Origin of the sequence: Streptomyces sp. NPDC050535, assembly GCF_044457665.1 — a bacterium.
Classification (GTDB): Bacteria; Actinomycetota; Actinomycetes; order Streptomycetales; family Streptomycetaceae; genus Streptomyces.
The window spans coordinates 307008-325941 of sequence record NZ_JBITHE010000005.1; the positions used below are offsets into that span (position 1 = coordinate 307008).

Annotated in this window: 11 protein-coding genes and 1 riboswitch; of the genes, 8 read left to right on the forward strand and 3 right to left on the reverse strand. The window is 70.2% G+C overall.

Annotation, left to right across the window (positions count from 1 at the left end; translation table 11 throughout):
* Window positions 1–53: 53 nt before the first annotated feature.
* A riboswitch (TPP riboswitch) is annotated at window positions 54–211 on the forward strand.
* Entirely contained in the window at window positions 204–2027 is a 1824-nt protein-coding gene (gene thiC / locus ACIBLC_RS14530) for a phosphomethylpyrimidine synthase ThiC (protein ID WP_399211244.1), read from the forward strand. (Overlaps the previous riboswitch by 8 nt.)
* A gap of 230 nt (window positions 2028–2257) precedes the next feature.
* Window positions 2258–3778, forward strand: coding sequence for a VWA domain-containing protein (locus ACIBLC_RS14535; protein WP_399211245.1), 1521 nt, complete (start codon window positions 2258–2260; stop codon window positions 3776–3778).
* 180 nt (window positions 3779–3958) lie between these two features.
* Here ACIBLC_RS14535 and ACIBLC_RS14540 read toward each other — a convergent pair whose 3' ends face one another.
* The 3 genes from ACIBLC_RS14540 to ACIBLC_RS14550 form a co-directional block, all read right to left on the reverse strand.
* Window positions 3959–4822 (reverse strand): hypothetical protein, encoded by an 864-nt coding sequence (locus ACIBLC_RS14540; protein WP_399211246.1) that lies wholly within the window; start codon window positions 4820–4822, stop codon window positions 3959–3961.
* A gap of 182 nt (window positions 4823–5004) precedes the next feature.
* Window positions 5005–6075, reverse strand: coding sequence for a metallophosphoesterase (locus ACIBLC_RS14545; protein ID WP_399211247.1), 1071 nt, complete (start codon window positions 6073–6075; stop codon window positions 5005–5007).
* Between the two features lie 201 nt (window positions 6076–6276).
* The gene (locus tag ACIBLC_RS14550) at window positions 6277–7389 is read right to left on the reverse strand and encodes a LacI family DNA-binding transcriptional regulator (RefSeq protein WP_399211248.1); all 1113 of its coding nucleotides are present in this window, start codon (window positions 7387–7389) and stop codon (window positions 6277–6279) included.
* A 420-nt stretch (window positions 7390–7809) separates the two neighbouring features.
* On the opposite strand from ACIBLC_RS14550, the gene hisC reads away from it, so the two are divergent.
* The 6 genes from hisC to ACIBLC_RS14580 all read left to right on the forward strand — a co-directional run bounded on the left by hisC (window position 7810) and on the right by ACIBLC_RS14580 (window position 18920).
* Window positions 7810–8889, forward strand: coding sequence for a histidinol-phosphate transaminase (gene hisC, locus ACIBLC_RS14555; protein ID WP_399211250.1), 1080 nt, complete (start codon window positions 7810–7812; stop codon window positions 8887–8889).
* A gap of 501 nt (window positions 8890–9390) precedes the next feature.
* Window positions 9391–10908, forward strand: a complete 1518-nt coding sequence (locus ACIBLC_RS14560; RefSeq protein ID WP_399211251.1) for a cytochrome ubiquinol oxidase subunit I — start codon at window positions 9391–9393, stop codon at window positions 10906–10908.
* A gap of 20 nt (window positions 10909–10928) precedes the next feature.
* A complete protein-coding gene (cydB, locus tag ACIBLC_RS14565) occupies window positions 10929–11933 on the forward strand; it encodes a cytochrome d ubiquinol oxidase subunit II (RefSeq protein ID WP_399211252.1) in 1005 nt (334 codons plus the stop codon).
* 96 nt (window positions 11934–12029) lie between these two features.
* Window positions 12030–15632 (forward strand): thiol reductant ABC exporter subunit CydD, encoded by a 3603-nt coding sequence (gene cydD / locus ACIBLC_RS14570; RefSeq protein ID WP_399211253.1) that lies wholly within the window; start codon window positions 12030–12032, stop codon window positions 15630–15632.
* A 214-nt stretch (window positions 15633–15846) separates the two neighbouring features.
* Window positions 15847–17583: a GAF domain-containing protein gene (locus ACIBLC_RS14575; RefSeq protein ID WP_399211254.1), complete on the forward strand. Its 1737-nt coding sequence runs from the start codon at window positions 15847–15849 to the stop codon at window positions 17581–17583.
* Window positions 17584–17873: 290 nt separating this feature from the next.
* The gene (locus ACIBLC_RS14580; protein WP_399211255.1) at window positions 17874–18920 is read left to right on the forward strand and encodes a peptidoglycan DD-metalloendopeptidase family protein; all 1047 of its coding nucleotides are present in this window, start codon (window positions 17874–17876) and stop codon (window positions 18918–18920) included.
* Window positions 18921–18934: the final 14 nt, after the last annotated feature.

Here is an 18934-nt window from a genome sequence, read left to right on the forward strand (position 1 = left end):
ACGCACGGGGCCCACTGTTCAGCGCGCCCGATGTGACGCTAGCGTGGAGGCACCTTTGCACACGCGGGAGCTCGGAGCACCGGGCTGAGAGGGCGCTGACCTTCGTCGTAGCGATGTTTCACATGAAACATCGGCCAGACGGAAGCCGCTGCGTCGACCGCCGAACCTGTTACCGGGTAATGCCGGCGTAGGGAGTAGGTCTCATGACCAACAAGGACGTAACAGGCACGCCTGCCTCCAGTCAGACGGACGGGGCTGGTTCCCCGTCGCCGAACGGTGAGGCCGGGCGGTCCATCGGCTGGCACAAGGCGTACGCCGGAGGGTCGCGCCCCGATCTGCGGGTGCCGGTCCGTCAGGTACACCTCACCAACGGGCAGTCCGTCACGCTGTACGACACCTCCGGCCCGTACACCGATCCGGCCGTCGACACCGACGTCTGCCGGGGCCTGGCGCCGCTGCGCGAGAACTGGATCATCGCCCGCGGCGACACCGAGGAGTACGCGGGCCGCCCGGTCCGCCCCGAGGACGACGGGATCAAGCACACCTCACCGCGCGGTGGCCTGCGCAACCTCGACGCGGTCTTCCCTGGCCGGCCGCGCCAGCCGCGCCGGGGCCGCTCCGGACAGGCCGTGACACAGCTCGCTTACGCCCGTCGCGGCGAGATCACGCCCGAGATGGAGTTCGTGGCGGTCCGCGAGAACGTCGAGGCGGAGGTCGTACGCGAGGAGATCGCCGCCGGACGCGCGGTACTGCCCGTGAACGTCAACCACCCGGAGATCGAGCCGATGATCATCGGCAAACGGTTCCTGGTGAAGGTCAACGCCAACATCGGCAACTCCGCGGTCACCTCCTCCATCGAGGAGGAGGTGGACAAGATGACCTGGGCGACCCGCTGGGGCGCCGACACGGTCATGGACCTGTCCACCGGCCGCAACATCCACACCACCCGCGAATGGGTACTGCGCAACTCCCCCGTGCCGATCGGCACCGTGCCGCTCTATCAGGCGTTGGAGAAGGTGGACGGCCGCGCCGAGGAGCTGACCTGGGAGATCTACAAGGACACGGTCGTCGAGCAGGCCGAGCAGGGCGTGGACTACATGACGGTCCACGCCGGGGTGCGCCTGCCGTTCGTCCCGCTCACCGCGAACCGCAAGACCGGCATCGTCTCGCGCGGCGGCTCGATCATGGCCGCCTGGTGCCTGGCCCACCACCAGGAGAGCTTCCTCTACGAGAACTTCGAGGAACTGTGCGAGATCCTCGCGGCGTACGACGTCACGTACTCCCTCGGCGACGGGCTGCGGCCAGGGTCGATCGCGGACGCCAACGACGCCGCGCAGTTCGCGGAGTTGAGGACTCTCGGGGAACTCAACAGGATCGCGAAGCGTTTCAATGTTCAGACCATGATCGAAGGCCCGGGACATGTCCCGATGCACAAGATCAAGGAGAACATCGACCTTCAGCAGGAGATCTGTGATGAAGCTCCGTTCTATACGCTCGGCCCGCTGACGACGGACGTCGCGCCTGCGTACGACCACATCACCTCCGGCATCGGTGCCGCGATGATCGCCTGGTGGGGCACGGCCATGCTCTGCTACGTCACGCCCAAGGAGCACCTGGGCCTGCCGAACCGTGACGACGTCAAGACCGGGGTCATCACCTACAAGATCGCCGCCCACGCGGCCGACCTCGCCAAGGGTCACCCGGGCGCGCAGGACTGGGACGACGCACTGTCCGACGCCCGCTTCGAGTTCCGCTGGGAGGACCAGTTCAACCTGGCCCTCGATCCGGACACGGCACGGGAGTTCCACGACGAGACGCTGCCGGCCGAGCCCGCCAAGACGGCTCACTTCTGCTCCATGTGCGGGCCGAAGTTCTGCTCGATGAAGATCAGCCACAGCATCACGGAGCAGTTCGGTGGCACGGCCGCCGCGGGAGCGTCCGCCGAGGAGGTCGCCGAGGGGATGCTGCTGAAGTCGAAGGAGTTCGCGGCGAGCGGGAACCGGGTGTACCTGCCGATGGCGGACTGACCCGGAAGCGGCACCCGTTCCTTCTCCGCGCCCCCGGACCCGGTCACCACGGCCGGGGGCGCGGAGAAGGCCGACGTGCTGACACGGATACGGCACGAAGGCCGCACGGAAACCACCGACGACGTTCCGACAGCCGGTCGAGACGTTGTACCGACAGCTGTACCAGGCGTTGTACCGACAACCGGTCCAGGCGTTGCCATACGGACGGGTTCTCTCGGCAGACTTGGCGCATGACATCCACATCGATGAGCAAGGGCGCCAATCTTCCGGTCGACGCCGGGGCCGTACACGCCGTGCTCGGCTGGTCCGGGGCGCCCGGCGCGCCGGACGCCGACGCCTCGGCGCTGCTGCTCGGTGCGGGTGGACGGGTGCGGGACGACGCGGACTTCGTCTTCTACAACCAGCCGCAGCACGCCTCCCGTGCCGTACGACACCTCGGGAAGCAGCAGGCCTCCGGTGTCACGACAGACACGGTCGAGGTGGACCTGCGTGCCCTGGAGCCGGACATCGAGCGGGTCGTCCTGTGTGCCTCGGCAGACGGGGGCACCTTCGGTGAGCTGTCCGGGCTGACACTGCGGCTGCTCGACGCCGGGACGCGGAGCGAGCTCGCGTACTTCGAGATGGAGGCCACGAGCGAGACGGCGTTCATCGGCGGTGAGCTGTACCTGCGAGGCGGTCGGTGGAAGTTCCGCGCGGTCGGACAGGGGTATGCGTCCGGACTCGCGGGCCTGGCCACCGACTTCGGTATCAGCGTGGACGAGGAGACGGACACCGCGGCGGCCTCGTCGGCCGGCAACTCGGCGTCCGGTTCGACGCGTACACCGGCGTCCGTTCCGGCACGCACCCCGGAGTCCACTCCGCGACCCGCCCGGGCGCCCGCTCCGACGCACACCGCGACGGCCCCGCCCGCTCCGACTCCGTCTCCCCGTCCGGCCCCGGCTCCGCGTCCGGCCCCCGCCCCGGCCCCCGCTCCGTCAGGCCCGCGCCTCACCAAGGGCGAGGAACGGCTGCCCGTGGACATGCGCAAGCGGCTCGACCTGCGCAAGGAGCAGGTGGCGGTCAGCCTGCGGAAGCACGGTGCGGTGGGGGTCGGAGCGCGGGTCGTGCTGGTCCTTGACGCCTCCGGATCCATGTCCGGGCTGTATTCCAAGGGCGTCGTGGCCGACGTGGTGGAGCGGATGGCCGCGGTCGCCGCGGAGTTGGACGACGACGGGGTGATGCAGGCGTGGACGTTCGCGTCGCAGGCCGCCCGGCTGCCGGATCTGACGCTGGGGGAACTGCCGGAGTGGCTGGAGCTGCATGTCCGGGTCGGTGAGCTGACCCTGTTCCGGCGGAGCAGGAAGCCCCGCAAGGGGCTGCGGCCCGGGCAGGTGGACATGCGGGCGGTCGGCATCCAGAACGAGGAACAGAAGGTGATCGCCGAGGTGCGTACGTATGTTCGTGAGAACCCGGCCGCCGATCCCACGCTGGTGCTGTTCTTCTCCGACGGTGGCGTCTACCGCAACAAGGAGATCGAGCGGGAGCTGCGGGAGGCGGTGGAAGAGCCCGTCTTCTGGCAGTTCGTGGGCCTGGGCCGGTCCGACTACGGCGTCCTGGAACGGTTCGACCAGCTGCCGGGCAGGCGGGTCGACAACGTGGGGTTCTTCGCCGTCGACGACATCGAGGGCCTGCCGGACCCGGAGTTGTACGACCGGCTGCTGTCGCAGTTCCCGTCCTGGGTGACCGCGGCCCGGCAACTGGGCATCGTCTGAGGCCGACGTGCGTACATCTGAGGCCGACGTGCGCGCGTACGCCTGAGGCCGCCGTGTGATGCGTACGCCTCAGGCTGCCCGTGCGTGCGCACGCGGTCGACGAGGTACGGGCCCGCGCCGAAGCGGCGCGGGCCCGGTTCCCCGTCACGTGACCGTCCCCGACCGTCGGCCGGCGGGGCGTCACTCCGGCTGGTGTTCGGGCCCCCCGAAGTCCGGGCTGGAGAAGTCCGGGCTCGAGAAACTCGGGCGCGCCGCCGCCGGACCGCCGTCGGGGCTGCTGAACCCCGGCCGGTTGTAGCCCAGTCGCGGCATACGGCCGCTCGGCGTGGGCGACGGACGACCGAGTGCCGTCGAGCCCGGGTCGGCGAGAGCCTCTCGGAGGAACGGCATGATGCCGCGCTCCAAAAGGGCCTCGCGCCAGGCTTCCCTGGCCCGGGCGACCTCTTCGTCGAGCTCGCCGTGGGCTCCGGCCTGGAGCGAGGACGAGCTGTTGCGCAGTGCGGCGAGCAGCAGTCCGACCGCGGCGACCAGAATCGCGGCCGCCGTGATCGCACCGAAGACCCACCCGGTGGTCAGGAGGGTCTTGGCGAACGCCGGCTCGGGGTCGAGCATTTTCAGGATGTACCCCACGAGCAGGAATATCGCCGCGGCCGTCCCGGCGAGGACGGGGGCGAGCACCGCGACGACGGCGATGGCGCCCGCTCCGGCTGTCTCGGTGACCTCCCCCACGGTGGCCGCGAGTCCCATCGCGCTCGAACCCGGCTCGGCGGAGCCGGCTTCCTTGCGAACGGACGGGGTGGTCGGCGCCGGCTGGCGCAGTTCCTCACGGGCCTTCACGTAGTGCTGGTACTCGGCTGCCGCGGCCACGGTGATGAGTGCTGTGGCGTTGAGCGCCATGGTGCGCAGTTGTTCCGGGTTGAGCCGCTGGCCGACAGCGGCGAGTTCCGGGTGGTGTGGTGCGGAGCGCAGCGCCTCATCGAGGATCCGCTCGTAGTCCTGGCGGTCCTCGCTCAGCAGGTGCTGCGGAACGCTGTTCATCTGCATCCCCCGATGCTCCGTAGGGCTGATGGCTCGCACGCTGACGAGCCGTTGGGCAGAAACGGAGGGGAGCCTGCTACGGATAGTCCGATGGTAGAGCGGTGACGGCACGCCGTGACAGGGGGTTTCCAGAAATTGCCCTCTGGCCAGCGAAGTCCTTCTCCGTGGGATGCCTGCCCCGAGAACCCTCAGGTATCCAGTGGAAGTTGCTGGACCAGCAGTTTTCCGGCCATCGTCACACCGCCGTCCATCGCGATGGCGAGTCCATCCGCGTAGAGATGCGGTCCTTCGACTCCGGGGCCCGTGCTGTCCTCGCCGTCCTCGGAGCCCACGTCGCCCAGGAGGTAGGGGATGGGGCTGTGGCCATGGACGATGCGTGAGCCGCCGTACATGTCCAGCAGGGAGAGTACGGCCGCGGCGCCGCCGTCGTCGCGGAAGGCGAAGCGCTTGGTGAGCTTGCGGAACAGGTCCCAGCACTCGTCCGCGTCGTTGCGGGTGAGGGTCTCGCGGACGGTGTCGTTGACCGCCTCGATGGAGTCGCCGTAGTCGAGGTAGGCGGTGGTGTCGGAGTGCACCAGCAGGTGTCCGTCGACCTGCTCCATGGCGTCGAGGCGGGCCATCCACTGCAGATGGTGGTCCTGGAGACGGTCCATGTCGGTCTTCTGGCCGCCGTTGAGCAGCCAGGCGGCCTGGAAGGTGGCGGTGCCCGCGCCGGAGTTGACGGGCGTGTCGCCGAAGCGCCTGGCGCCGAGCAGCAGCAGCTCGTGGTTGCCCATGAGCGCCTTGCAGTAGCCGCCGGCGGCGGCGGCCTCGGCGGACAGCCGCATCACGAGGTCGATCACGCCGATGCCGTCCGGGCCGCGGTCGGTGAAGTCGCCGAGGAACCAGAGGCGCGCGGTACCCGCCGACCAGTTGCCCCCGGCGTCGACGAGGCCCTGCTCCTGGAGCGCGCCGACGAGCTGGTCGAGGTAGCCGTGCACATCCCCCACGACGTACAGCGGGCCCGGTCCGTCGGCTCCGCCCGGCACGGGCTCGGCGGGGTCGACGACGACCTGGACCGTGTCACCCCGGTTGATCACGGGCAGGTCGCGCCGTGTCGGCGTGTAGCCCTCGGGCTCCGCGGCGGGTCCCGGCCCCGGTCCCTCGTCGGGTGGCGTGCTCTGTGCGTACGGACCGGCCTCGTGCACGTACGCGGGCACCCGGAAGTCACGCAACGTCGCCGTCCGCGCCTCGGGTCCCTGACCGGCCCCCTGAGTCATCGACCCCTCCACCACCATCGCGCCGCATCTGCACCGGATCGGACTGCCTGGTCGCAGCGGCCCGCGGTGTCGTGGGCCCATCATAGGAATGCGGATCGCGCCATGTGATGACCCAGGGGTGGTGAATCGGAGCAGGAGCCCCGTTCGCCGGGGTTTTTGCCCGGATTGGGCGGAGCTTGGCCCGCCCCTCCGCACCGGGCGTCAGCCTTTCTCGGGTGATCGGGGCGGACTCACCGTCGTCCGCGGCGGGCGTCGTTCGGAGGAGGTCCGCACGATCAGCTCGGTCGGTATCACCTGCTCGACCGGTTGGTCCGATTCGACCCCCTCGATGGCGTCGATGAGGAGTTGCACCACCGCGGTGCCGATCCGGCGCGGTTTGAGCGAGAGCGTGGTGACGGGCGGCTCGGTGTTGGCGTACACGGTGGACTCGCTGCAACAGACGAGGAGCAGGTCGTCCGGTACGCGCAGGCCGTAGCGCCGGGCCGCGGCGAGCAGGTCGGTGCCGTTCGGGTCGAAGAGCCCGTAGACGGCGTCCGGACGGTCGGGGCGCGCGAGCAGCCGGTCGGCCGCTACGGCTCCCGCGCACGGATCGTGCGCCGGGTAGGCCTCGTACACCGGATCCTGGCCCACGCGCTCGCACCAGCGCAGGTAGGCGGTGGTGGAGAGGTGGGTGTAGGTGTCGGTGGTGGTGCCTGTGAGGAGGCCGATCCGGCGGGCGCCGGCGTCGGCCAGGTGTTCGAGGATGCCGAGTACGGCGGCCTCGTGGTCGTTGTCGACCCATGCGGTGACCGGCAGCGAGCCGGCCGGGCGGCCGTCGGAGACGACCGGTAAGCCCTGGCGGACCAGTTCGCTGACGACCGGGTCGTGGTCGGACGGGTCGATGACGACGGTTCCGTCCAGGGCGACGTTGGACCACACGTCGTGGCGCGAGGTCGCGGGGAGGATGACCAGGGCGTAGCCCCTGGCCAGCGCGGCCGAGGTGGCGGCTCTCGCCATCTCCGCGAAGTACGCGAACTCGGTGAAGGTGAAAGGTTCATCCCCGTATGTCGTCACGGTCAGGCCGATGAGGCCCGACTTGCCGGTACGGAGGGTTCGGGCCGCGGCCGACGGGCGGTAGCCCAGCCGGTCGGCGACCTCGCGGACATGGCGTCGGGTGGCGTCCGGGAGCCGGCCCTTGCCGTTGAGGGCGTCGGAGACGGTCGTGATGGACACTCCGGCGGCTGCGGCCACGTCTCTGATGCCCGCCCGGCCCGGCCGACCGCCTCGGCGGGTAGTTTCCGCCCGGCTCACCTGGTGCTTCCCTGCTGCTGTCATGGCGAGCCGATAGTAGGGCTCATGCGGTGGGGTAGTGCGGACGCATATGCACTCGTTGACAGGCACGTTTCTGCATGGTCGAAATGGGTCAACTACCTTAGAAAAAAAGTCAGTTGAACGATCCAATGGCAAGACGTGACTTGTCGGCGCGCATAGGCCTGCCAACAGGGCCATGTCTCGAAGAGGTCTCAACTCACCTTGACGAGGGATGCGCGCCACGGAGTGAGCCACCGGCGCGCGGCGCGAAGGGTGGCGCGCCCCCCATTCGTACGCCTTCGTACGGGGATGATCACTCGGGCTCCGCCGGCGGCGAGGTGGTTGTCCACAGGCCGTTCGCAGCGGCGCCGAATCCTCATAAGGTGAGGAGTATTGGTAGCCGGTGGTGGTCATGAGCCGTCGGTGGTCGCGAGGAGGACTGCGGTGAGCGAGACGAGCCCCAAGCTGCGTGCCGAGCTGGAGGGTATCCCCACCTACAAGCCCGGCAAGCCCGCCGCGGCCGGTGGCGGGGTGGCGTACAAGCTGTCCTCGAACGAGAACCCTTATCCGCCCCTGCCCGGCGTGATGGAGAGCGTGGCCGCCGCTTCGGCGTCCTTCAACCGCTACCCGGACCTGGCGTGCACCGGTCTGATGAACGAGTTGTCGGAGCGCTTCGCCGTCCCCCTCTCGGACCTGGCCACCGGCACCGGTTCCGTCGGCGTCGCGCAGCAGCTGGTGCAGGCCACGAGCGGCCCGGGTGACGAGATCATCTACGCCTGGCGGTCCTTCGAGGCGTACCCGATCATCGCGCAGATCAGCGGGGCGACCTCGGTGCGGGTGCCGCTGACCCCTGGCGAGGTGCACGACCTGGACGCGATGGCGGACGCGATCACCGACCGGACCCGGCTGATCTTCGTCTGCAACCCCAACAACCCGACGGGCACCGTGGTGCGCCGGGCCGAGCTGGAGCGGTTCCTCGACCGGGTGCCCGGCGATGTGCTGGTGGTCCTGGACGAGGCGTACCGCGAGTTCATCCGCGATGCCGAGGTGCCGGACGGTGTGGCGCTCTACCGCGACCGGCCCAACGTGTGTGTGCTGCGCACCTTCTCCAAGGCGTACGGGCTGGCGGGCCTGCGGGTCGGTTTCGCGATCGCGCACGAGCCGGTGGCGGCGGCGCTGCGCAAGACGGCGGTGCCCTTCGGGGTGAGCCAGCTCGCGCAGGACGCGGCGGTCGCCTCGCTGCGCGCCGAGGACGAGCTGCTGGGCCGGGTCGGCTCCCTGGTGTCGGAGCGCGTCCGGGTGGTCGAGGCGCTGCGCGGCCAGGGCTGGACGGTGCCCGAGACGCAGGCCAACTTCGTCTGGCTCCGGCTGGGGGAGCGCACGCTCGACTTCGCGGCCGCCTGCGAGCAGGCCGGGGTCGTCGTGCGGCCGTTCACCGGCGAGGGGGTCCGGGTGACGATCGGCGAGACCGAGGCGAACGACATCTTCCTCAAGGCGACGGAAGGGTTCCGCAAGGAGCTCTAGTCCCCCGGGGAGCCGGGGAGCCGGGGAGCCGGGGTGCCAGGACGTCGGGTCGTCGCGTCGTCGGTTCCACCGAGTTCCAGCCCTCGGGGCCGGGGCAGCGATTCCGCCAGGAGTTTTGGGTCCCGGGCCGAGTCAGCGGCTCCGGCGGGAGTTCTACGAGTTCGGGGGCGCCGTCGCGCGGTGGAGGTGAGCGGCGGCGCCCCGGCATGTGCACGGACGGGTGGGATGCCGACGCGGGCAGGGGGCGGTCGCGGGCCGGGTGTGGCCGCGGCCGTGCGGTCCGGCGGGGGTCCGAGCCGGCCTCCGTGTGTCGACAAATCTGCCCGTGACCAGCCGGTCCACGCGTAAGCACCCCCCATGTGTCAACCCTCGAACGGCCATGCGGCATACTTGCTTGTGAATGTGAACGCGTTCACAAGGGTGTCCCGGTTGCTCCCGTGATGTACGTGACAAAAGGGGCAAGCTGTCGCTGCATCACGGCGATGTAAGGAGACTGACGACGTGGAATTGGCTTTGGCGCCGGAGACCCTGGCGCGCTGGCAGTTCGGCATCACCACCGTCTACCACTTCCTCTTCGTCCCCCTGACGATCTCGCTCGCCGCACTCACGGCGATCCTGGAGACCGCCTGGGTGCGGACGGGCAAGGAGCACTACCTCAGGGCGACCAAGTTCTGGGGAAAACTGTTCCTGATCAATATCGCCATGGGTGTCGTGACCGGCATCGTGCAGGAGTTCCAGTTCGGCATGAACTGGTCCGACTACTCGCGCTTCGTCGGTGACGTCTTCGGCGCCCCGCTCGCCTTCGAGGCCCTGATCGCCTTCTTCTTCGAGTCCACCTTCATCGGGCTGTGGATCTTCGGCTGGGACAAACTGCCGAAGAAGATCCACCTCGCCTGCATCTGGATGGTCTCGATCGGCACGGTCCTGTCCGCGTACTTCATCATGGCGGCCAACTCCTTCATGCAGCATCCGGTCGGCTACCGGATCGTGAAGAAGGCGAACGGCAGTACGCGGGCCGAGCTCACCGACTTCCCCAAGGTGCTCTTCCAGGAGACGGCGCTCGTCAACTTCTGGCACGTCATGAGCGCCTCCATCCTGGTCGGCGGCGCCTTCGTGACCGGCATCGCCATCTTCCATCTCCGCAAGAAGCAGCACATCCGGACGATGCGGATGTCGCTGCGGCTCGGGCTGATCACCGCGCTCGTCGGCACGATCCTCACCGTCGTCAGCGCCGACACCCTCGGCAAGGTGATGTACGAGCAGCAGCCCATGAAGATGTCGGCCGCCGAAGCCCTGTGGGAATCGGAGCAGCCCGCACCCTTCTCGCTCTTCGCGTACGGCGATGTCGCCGAGGGGCACAACACGGTCGCCATCGAGATCCCGGGGATACTGTCCTTCCTCGCCAAGAACGACTTCAACGCCAAGATCCCCGGCATCAACGACATCAACAAGGCCGAGCAGGAGAAGTACGGGCCGGGTGACTACCGCCCCAACATTCCCACCGCCTACTGGGCCTATCGCTGGATGATCGGCTTCGGCGGGGTCTCGATGATCCTCTGCGTCGCCGGCCTCTGGCTGACCAGACGGAAGTTCTGGCTGGCGGCGGAACACCGCACCGGTGACGAGGACGTACCGAAGCTCATGCTCACCAAGCAGCGGGAGCTGGCGCCGAAGCTCGGCAACTGGTGGTGGCGACTGTCCCAGTGGACGCTGATCTTCCCGATCATCGGCATCTCCTGGGGCTGGATCTTCACCGAGACGGGACGCCAGCCATGGGTGGTCTACGGCCTGCTGAAGACCAAGGACGCGGTCTCGCCCGGAGTCTCGCAGGGCGTGGTGCTGACCTCGCTGATCGTGTTCACCCTCATCTACGCGGTCCTCGCCGTCATCGAGGTGAAGCTGATGGTCAAGTACGTCAAGCAGGGGCCGCCCGAGCTCACCGAGGCCGACCTCAACCCGCCCACGAAGATCGGCGGCGACTCCAGTGACGCCGACAAGCCGATGGCCTTCTCCTACTAGGCCCAGGGAGCTGCTGAGTCATGGAACTCCACGACGTCTGGTTCGTCCTCATCGCGGTCCTGTGGACCGGCTACTTCTTCCTGGAGGGCTTCGACTTCGGGGTCGGCGTCCTCACCAAACTGCTGGCCCGGAACCGCACCGAGAAGCGGGTCCTGATCAACACGATCGGCCCGGTCTGGGACGGCAACGAGGTGTGGCTGCTCAGCGCGGGCGGTGCGACCTTCGCCGCCTTCCCCGAGTGGTACGCCACGCTCTTCTCCGGCTTCTACCTGCCGCTGCTGATCATCCTGGTCTGCCTGATCGTGCGCGGGGTCGCCTTCGAGTACCGGGTGAAGCGGCCCGAGGAGCACTGGCAGCGCAACTGGGAGAACGCGATCTTCTGGACCTCCCTGATCCCCGCGTTCATGTGGGGCGTGGCCTTCGGCAACATCGTGCGCGGCGTGAAGATCGACAGGAGCTTCGAGTACGTCGGGGGCTTCTGGGACCTTCTCAACCCGTACGCGATCCTCGGCGGCCTGGTCACACTGACCCTGTTCACCTTCCACGGGACGGTGTTCGTCGGGCTCAAGACCGTCGGGGACATCCGGGGGCGGGCACGGAAACTGGCGCTCAAGCTCGGGCTGGTGACCGCCGTACTGGCTCTCGTCTTCCTGATCTGGACCCAGGCCGACAACGGTGACGGCAAGTCCCTGGCCGCGCTGATCGTGGCGGTGGTCTCGCTCGTCGCGGCACTCGGGGCGGTCCAGGCCGGGCGTGAGGGCTGGGCGTTCATGTTCTCGGGGCTCACTATCGTGGCGGCCGTCGCGATGCTGTTCCTGTCCCTCTTCCCGAACGTCATGCCGTCCTCGCTCAATGACGAGTGGAGCCTGACGGTCACCAACGCGTCGTCGAGTCCGTACACGCTGAAGATCATGACCTGGTGTGCGGTGATCGCGACGCCGATCGTTCTGCTCTACCAGTCGTGGACGTACTGGGTGTTCCGTAAGCGGATCGGCACGCAGCACATCGCCGATGCCGCGCACTGAGCCCTCCGACGCGCACTGCGTCCGGCTGAGCGTGCCGAGTCCGACTACGGCATGTTTCACGTGAAACATGCCTGATGAGCCAAGGGTGTGTTTCACGTGAAACCAATCGACCCGCGTCTGCTTCGGTACGCCCGCGCCACTCGCTTCTTCCTCGCGGCGGTCGTCGGTCTGGGAGTCGCCGGGGCGGCGCTGGTCATTGCCCAGGCAATGCTCATCGCCGAAGTGGTGGTCGGTGCCTTCCAGCACGGCTTCTCGGTCACCGAACTCCGCACGCCGCTCGCTCTGTTGGTTCTGGTCTCGCTGGGGCGGGCCTTCGTCTCCTGGCTCACCGAACTCGCCGCGCACCGGGCGAGCGCGGCGGTCAAGTCGGAGTTGCGGGGACGGCTGCTGGAGCGGGCTTCGCAGCTCGGCCCCGGCTGGCTGAGCGGGCAGCGGACGGGCTCGCTGGTCGCCCTCGCCACACGGGGAGTTGACGCGCTCGACGACTACTTCTCGCGTTACCTGCCGCAGTTGGGGCTCGCGGTGGTGGTCCCCGTGGCGGTGCTCGCGCGGATCGTCACCGAGGACTGGGTGTCGGCTGCCATCATCGCCGGCACGCTGCCGCTGATCCCCGTCTTCATGATTCTCATCGGTTGGGCCACCCAGAGCCAGATGGACCGTCAGTGGCGACTGCTGTCGCGGCTCTCGGGGCACTTCCTGGACGTGGTCGCCGGGCTGCCCACGCTCAAGGTGTTCGGCCGGGCCAAGGCACAGGCCGAGTCGATCCGGAAGATCACCGGTGAGTACCGGCAGGCGACCATGCGAACGCTGCGGATCGCCTTCCTGTCGTCCTTCGCCCTGGAGCTGCTCGCGACGATCTCGGTCGCGCTGGTCGCCGTGACCATCGGTATGCGGCTCGTCCATGGCGAGATGGACCTCTACGTGGGGCTCGTCATCCTCGTCCTCGCACCCGAGGCGTATCTGCCGCTGCGGCAGGTCGGAGCGCAGTACCACGCCGCCGCCGAGGGGCTCTCCGCGGCGGAGGAGATCTTCGCGGTGCTGGAGACTCCCGTGGCCGCGTCCGGCTCGCGTCCCGTGCCGGACGGTGAGATCGGCTTCGAGAGCGTGACCGTGCGGTACCCGGGGCGCTCGGGAGACGCCGTCTCGGACGTCTCCTTCACGGTCGGGTCTGGTGAGACGGTGGCCCTTGTCGGGCCCAGCGGGGTGGGCAAGTCGACGCTGCTGAACGTCCTGCTGGGCTTTGTGGAGCCCGCTGAGGGCCGGGTGCGGATCGGGGGAGTCGATCTCCGCGAACTCGACCTGGCGGACTGGCGGTCGCGCATCGCCTGGGTGCCGCAACGGCCCCACCTGTACGCCCAGTCCATCGCCGAGAACGTACGGCTCGCCCGGCCCGACGCGGACGACGCTGCGGTACGGCGGGCGCTGTCCGACGCGGGCGCCGCCGGCTTCGTCGACGCGCTGCCCGACGGAGCCGACACCGTGCTCGGTGAGGACGGCACCGGGTTGTCGGCCGGCCAGCGCCAGCGTCTCGCACTGGCCCGGGCGTTCCTCGCGGACCGTCCGGTGCTGCTCCTCGACGAGCCGACAGCCGCCCTGGACGGGGCGACGGAGGCGGAGGTCGTGAAGGCGGTGCGGCGGCTCGCCTTGGGACGGACGGTGCTGCTGGTGGTGCACCGGCCGGCGCTGTTGGAGGTGGCCGACCGGGTCGTACGGATGGAAGGCGGAGCGGCTGTCCCGGTGTCCGGTGCCGCGGCGGCTGTCCCGGCGCTCGATTCCGGGGTGGCTGTTGCGGCCTCCGGCTCCGTGTACGCCCCCGGTACGCGGGAGACGCGGCCGGTCGAGCGGGAGGGCACGTCGGCGGCCCCGGAGACTACGTCGGCGGCAGCCCCGGAGGGCACTTCGGCGGCAGCCGGAGGAAAGCCGGACCTGCCCACCCGAAGGCATGGCGGCGTGCTCGCCCGCGTCCGGGCCATGGCTGTTCCCAGGCGGGGCGCGCTCGCCCTCGCTCTCCTGCTCGGCAGCCTCGCGCTCGGAAGCGCCGTCGGGTTGATGGCCACGTCCGGGTGGCTGATCTCGCGCGCGTCCGAGCAGCCGCCGGTGATGTATCTGATGGTGGCGGTGACGGCGACCCGGGCGTTCGGCATCGGGCGGGCCGTGTTCCGGTACACGGAGCGGCTCGTGTCGCACGACGCGGTGCTGCGGATGCTGGCCGACACCCGGGTCGCCGTGTACCGGCGCCTCGAGCGCCTGGCACCCGCCGGGCTGCGGACGACCCGGCGTGGAGATCTGCTGTCGCGGCTCGTCGCCGATGTCGACGCGCTCCAGGACTACTGGCTGCGATGGCTGCTCCCGGTCGGGGCCGCGGGCGTCGTGTCCGCCGCTTCCGTCGGCTTCACCGCGTGGCTGCTGCCCGAGGCCGGTGCCGTACTCGCCGTCGGGCTGCTGGCGGCCGCGGTCGGAGTGCCGTCGCTGACCGGCGCCGTGGCGCGCCGCGCGGAGCGACGGCTGGCACCCGCTCGCGGAGCCCTGGCCACCCGGGTGGCCGATCTGCTCACCGGTACGGCCGAGTTGACCGTCGCGGGCGCGCTGCCCGCCCGTACCGCCGAGACCCGGCGGGCCGACTCGGTGCTCACCCGTATCGCCTCCCGGGCCGCCACCGCGACGGCGCTCGGCGACGGGCTCACCGCTCTGGTGTCCGGGCTGACGGTCGCGGCCGCGGCCCTCGTGGGTGCCCAGGCGGTCGCCGCGGGGCGGCTGAGCGGCGTGGCGATGGCCGTGGTCGTCCTCACCCCGTTGGCCGCGTTCGAGGCCGTCCTCGGGCTGCCGCTCGCCGTCCAGTACCGACAGCGGGTGCACAAGAGCGCGGAGCGGGTGTACGAGGTGCTGGACGCCCTCGATCCCGTACGCGAACCGGAGGACCCGGCGCAGGCGCCCGCGTCCCCCTTCCCCCTGGTCCTCGAGTCGCTGGACGCCCGGCACGCGGGACAGGACCGGGACGCGCTCACCGGTCTCGGCCTGACCCTGGAGCAGGGGCGCAGGATCGCGGTCGTGGGCCCCTCCGGATCCGGCAAGACCACGCTCGCGCAGGTCCTGCTGCGCTTCGTGGACGCCGGCGCGGGCACGTACACGCTGGGCGGAGTGGACGCGTACGAGATGACAGGGGACGCCGTACGCCGGCTGGTCGGGCTGTGTGCCCAGGACGCGCACCTCTTCGACAGTTCGGTGCGCGAGAACCTGCTGCTGGCCAGGAAGGACGCGACCGAGGCCGAACTGCGTGACGCGCTCGCGCGGGCCCGGCTCCTCGACTGGGCCGACGGGCTGCCCGACGGGCTCGACACGCTCATCGGCGAGCACGGCGCCCGGCTGTCCGGGGGCCAGCGCCAGCGGCTCGCGCTCGCCCGCGCACTGCTGGCCGACTTCCCCGTCCTCGTCCTGGACGAGCCCGCGGAACACCTCGACCTGCCGACGGCCGACGCTCTCATGGTGGATCTGCTGGCCGCGACCGAAGGCCGTACGACACTGCTGATCACCCACCGATTGGCGGGACTGGACGCCGTGGACGAGGTGATCGTGCTGGCGGAGGGCCGTACGGTCCAACGGGGGCCGTACGCGGAGCTGGCGGCCGTCGAGGGTCCGCTTCGGGAGATGGTGGAGCGGGAGGCCGCGGGGGATCTGCTGGTGGGTGCCGCGGTGCGCTGAGGCCTGTGGCTCGGCGTCTTCGTGGTGAGCTGAGCGCTGTGGCTCAGCCCCTCGGCGTGGCGGCGTGCGGCGCCGGTGGTCGCGCTGTGCGGTCGAGGCGCTCGGCGTCGAGGTCCGGGACGGGTGTCCGCCTCCTCGAGCCCGGCGTCCTCGGGCCCACCGTCCGCCCTCGCCTCGACTTTCCGTGGCAATTGGGACTAACTACGCTCAAGCTATGTCGGCAGACCCCGCCTCGCCCGAGCCCGAGTCCGAGTCCGATGGCGGTTCGGGCCTGCCCGCCGGTCCGGAGGCCCGCGGTGGACAGGGGCTGTCCGCCGACCTGGCCGCGCGGGTGCCTCAGCTGTTGGAGGCGGTGCGGTCGGTGGGAGCGGGACTGGAGCTGCACTCCACGCTGGACCACATCTGTGAGACCGCGGCCGAGCTGGCGGACGCCCGGTACGCGGCGATCGGAGTCCTGCCGCAGGATGGGGACGGCCTCGTGGACTTCGTGTTCCACGGCGACGGCGTCGACGGTGATACCGCCCGGCTGATCGGGCGGTTGCCGGACGGGCACAGGGGGCTGCTGGGGGCGCTCATCCACGACCCGGAGCCGGTACGGCTCGCGAACCTGGCGGACGATCCGCGCTCCTGTGGCTTCCCCGAGCACCATCCGCCGATGCGGACCTTCCTCGGGGTGCCCATCCGGGTACAGGGCGAGATCTTCGGGAACCTGTACCTGACGGAGAAGCGGGGCGGCCCCTTCAACGACTACGACCTCACCATGGTCCGCGTGCTGGCCACGGAGGCGGGCATCGCCATCGGCAACGCCCGGCTGTACGAGGCGGCCCAGCAGCGCGAGCGCTGGATCGACGGCTCGGTGGCCGTCACCACCGCCCTTCTGTCCGACGGCGGCGCCGAGGACGCCCTCCAGGTCGTCGCCGAACAGGCCCGCCGGCTCTCCGGCTCGGCGGCCGGGGTCGTGCTGCTGCCTTCCGCCGAGGGTGGCCTCGAGGTCGTCGCCGTCGCCTCCGAGCACCCCTCGAAGGCGGTGGGAACGGTCTTCCCGCCGGAGAACGAGTTCGTCGCCGAACTCCTCTGCTCAGAGCCCGTCTTCGTCGATGACGCGGCCACCGACCCCCGCATGGTCACCGAGTTCGCCCGCAGTTACGGGCCGATGATGATGCTCCCGCTGCAGAGCGACGGCCGCGTCCTCGGATGCCTCGTCACCCCGCGCACGGTGGGCGCCCGCCCGTTCACGGAGACGGAACGGACCCTGGCCGCGCAGTTCGCCGCGCAGGCCGCGCTCGCGCTGATGATGGCCGAGGCACAGCGCGACCGGGAGCGGCTCGCGGTGTACGAGGACCGCGACCGGATCGCCCGTGACCTGCACGATCTCGTGATCCAACGGCTCTTCGCCACCGGGATGATGCTGGAGAGCGCCCAGCGGCGGTCCGTCGCCCCCGAGGTCCGGGAAGGGGTCGGCAAGGCGGTGGACGCACTCGATGTCACCATCCAGGAGATCCGCACCGCGATCTTCGCGCTCCAGCAGGACCCCGCGGAAGCCCCGTCCGGACTGCGCACCCGCGTCCTGCGCGAGATCAGCATGGCCGCCGTCCCTCTCGGCTTCAAACCCGCCCACCACTTCGTCGGTCCCGTCGACACCGTGGTCGGGGAGCTCACCGGCAAGAACCTCATCGCCGCCCTGCGGGAGGCCCTCTCCAACGCCTTCCGGCACGCCGGAGCCTCCCGCATCGACGTCGTCGTCGACGCGACCGTGACCCTGCGGGACGCACGGCCGGGTGTACGGCTGACCGTCGCCGACAACGGGGTCGGCATCCCCGACGGCGGCCGGCGCAGCGGCCTGCGCAACCTCGAGCGGCGCGCCGAGTCCCTGGGCGGCGAGAGCTGGTTCGAGCCGGGGGCCGGTGAACACGGCAGCGGTACGACGGTGATCTGGCAGGCGCCGTACTGAGCGCACTCGGCGGCCACTCCACCGGGCGGCCCCGCGGCGGCACCGGTACGGGTTCGCACGGCGGCACCGGTACGTGTTTCGCACGGCGCCACGTCCGCCGGTTCCGCAGCTCCGCGCCCCGCTGGGCGCGTCTCGCGCGTCCCCAAGCACACTCCACCGCCTCCTTGGGGCAACACGCCCGGACCAGGCCCCTGTTCGGCCCACCCGGCAGACCCATCCGTGGCGCCCGTTCCCCCGTGCGTACCCCTTGAACAGGACCGCGGGCGTGGGTACGCGACACGATCGCTGTCATGCGCTCATCTCGCCGACATCCCCTGCTCCTGCCGGCCCTGTTGTGCGCGGTCGCGGTGCTCGCGGCCCGGCCCACCTCCGCCGAGGGCGAGTCCGGGGCCGAGCCCGGCATCAGCGCCCAGGTGGCGCGGCTCTACGAGGACGCCTCCGTCGCGGCGCGGCAGTACGAGGCCGGACATCAGGAGGCCGAGGCGCAGCGGAGCAGGGCGCAGCGGGCGGAGGAACTCCTCGAGCGCGAACGGCAGGACATCGCGGTGCTGCACGGAGACCTCGGCCGGATCGCGCGCGCCCAGTACCGCGAGGGCGGCGGCCTGCCGATCACCGCGCAACTGCTGCTCGCGGACAGCCCAGAGGAGCTGATGCGCGGTCAGCGTGCCGTGTGGCAGGCCGATCTCGCCGTGAACAACGCCATCAGCAAGAGCCGCCGGGCCGAGGAGAGGCTCGCCGCCGACGAGGCGAAGGCCCAGGAGCAGTGGCAGGCGCTGGACAGGCGCAACGCCGAACTCGCCGACATCAAGCGGACGATCCAGGTGAAACTGGATGAGGCGCGGTCGGTACTCCAGGGCCAGGCGGACGCCGCGGTGGTGGCGGGCTCCTGCCGCGGTGCCGTCCGGCTCGATCAGCCGCAAACGGACCTCACGCGCGCGTGGGTCCCGCCGGTGGAGACGTACGAACTCTCCGCGAGCTTCGGCAGCGGCGGTGAACGCTGGACGAACCGGCACACCGGGCAGGACTTCGCGGTGCCGATCGGCACGCCGGTACGGGCGGCCGGGGCGGGCCGGGTCGTGAAGGTGTCGTGCGGCGGGGCCTTCGGTATCGCGATCGTGGTCCGGCACCCGGGCGGCTACTACACGCAGTACGCGCACCTCGCCGCCGTCACCGTCGACCAGGGCGAGCAGGTCGCGGCCGGGCAGTGGATCGGACAGTCGGGCACGAGCGGCAACTCGACCGGGCCGCATCTGCACTTCGAGGTGCGGGTCACGCCCGAGCTGGGTTCGGGGATCGACCCGGTTCCATGGCTGGCCGAGCGCGGGGTTCGGCTGTAGCTCCGCGCCAACGA

Coding starts and splice junctions, on each gene's coding strand:
- thiC (WP_399211244.1), top strand. CDS start 204: ATGACCAACAAGGACGTAACAGGCACGCCTGCCTCCAGTCAGACGGAC.
- ACIBLC_RS14535 (WP_399211245.1), top strand. CDS start 2,258: ATGACATCCACATCGATGAGCAAGGGCGCCAATCTTCCGGTCGACGCC.
- ACIBLC_RS14540 (WP_399211246.1), bottom strand. CDS start 4,822: ATGCAGATGAACAGCGTTCCGCAGCACCTGCTGAGCGAGGACCGCCAG.
- ACIBLC_RS14545 (WP_399211247.1), bottom strand. CDS start 6,075: ATGACTCAGGGGGCCGGTCAGGGACCCGAGGCGCGGACGGCGACGTTG.
- ACIBLC_RS14550 (WP_399211248.1), bottom strand. CDS start 7,389: ATGACAGCAGCAGGGAAGCACCAGGTGAGCCGGGCGGAAACTACCCGC.
- cydB (WP_399211252.1), top strand. CDS start 10,929: ATGGAACTCCACGACGTCTGGTTCGTCCTCATCGCGGTCCTGTGGACC.
- ACIBLC_RS14575 (WP_399211254.1), top strand. CDS start 15,847: ATGTCGGCAGACCCCGCCTCGCCCGAGCCCGAGTCCGAGTCCGATGGC.
- ACIBLC_RS14580 (WP_399211255.1), top strand. CDS start 17,874: ATGCGCTCATCTCGCCGACATCCCCTGCTCCTGCCGGCCCTGTTGTGC.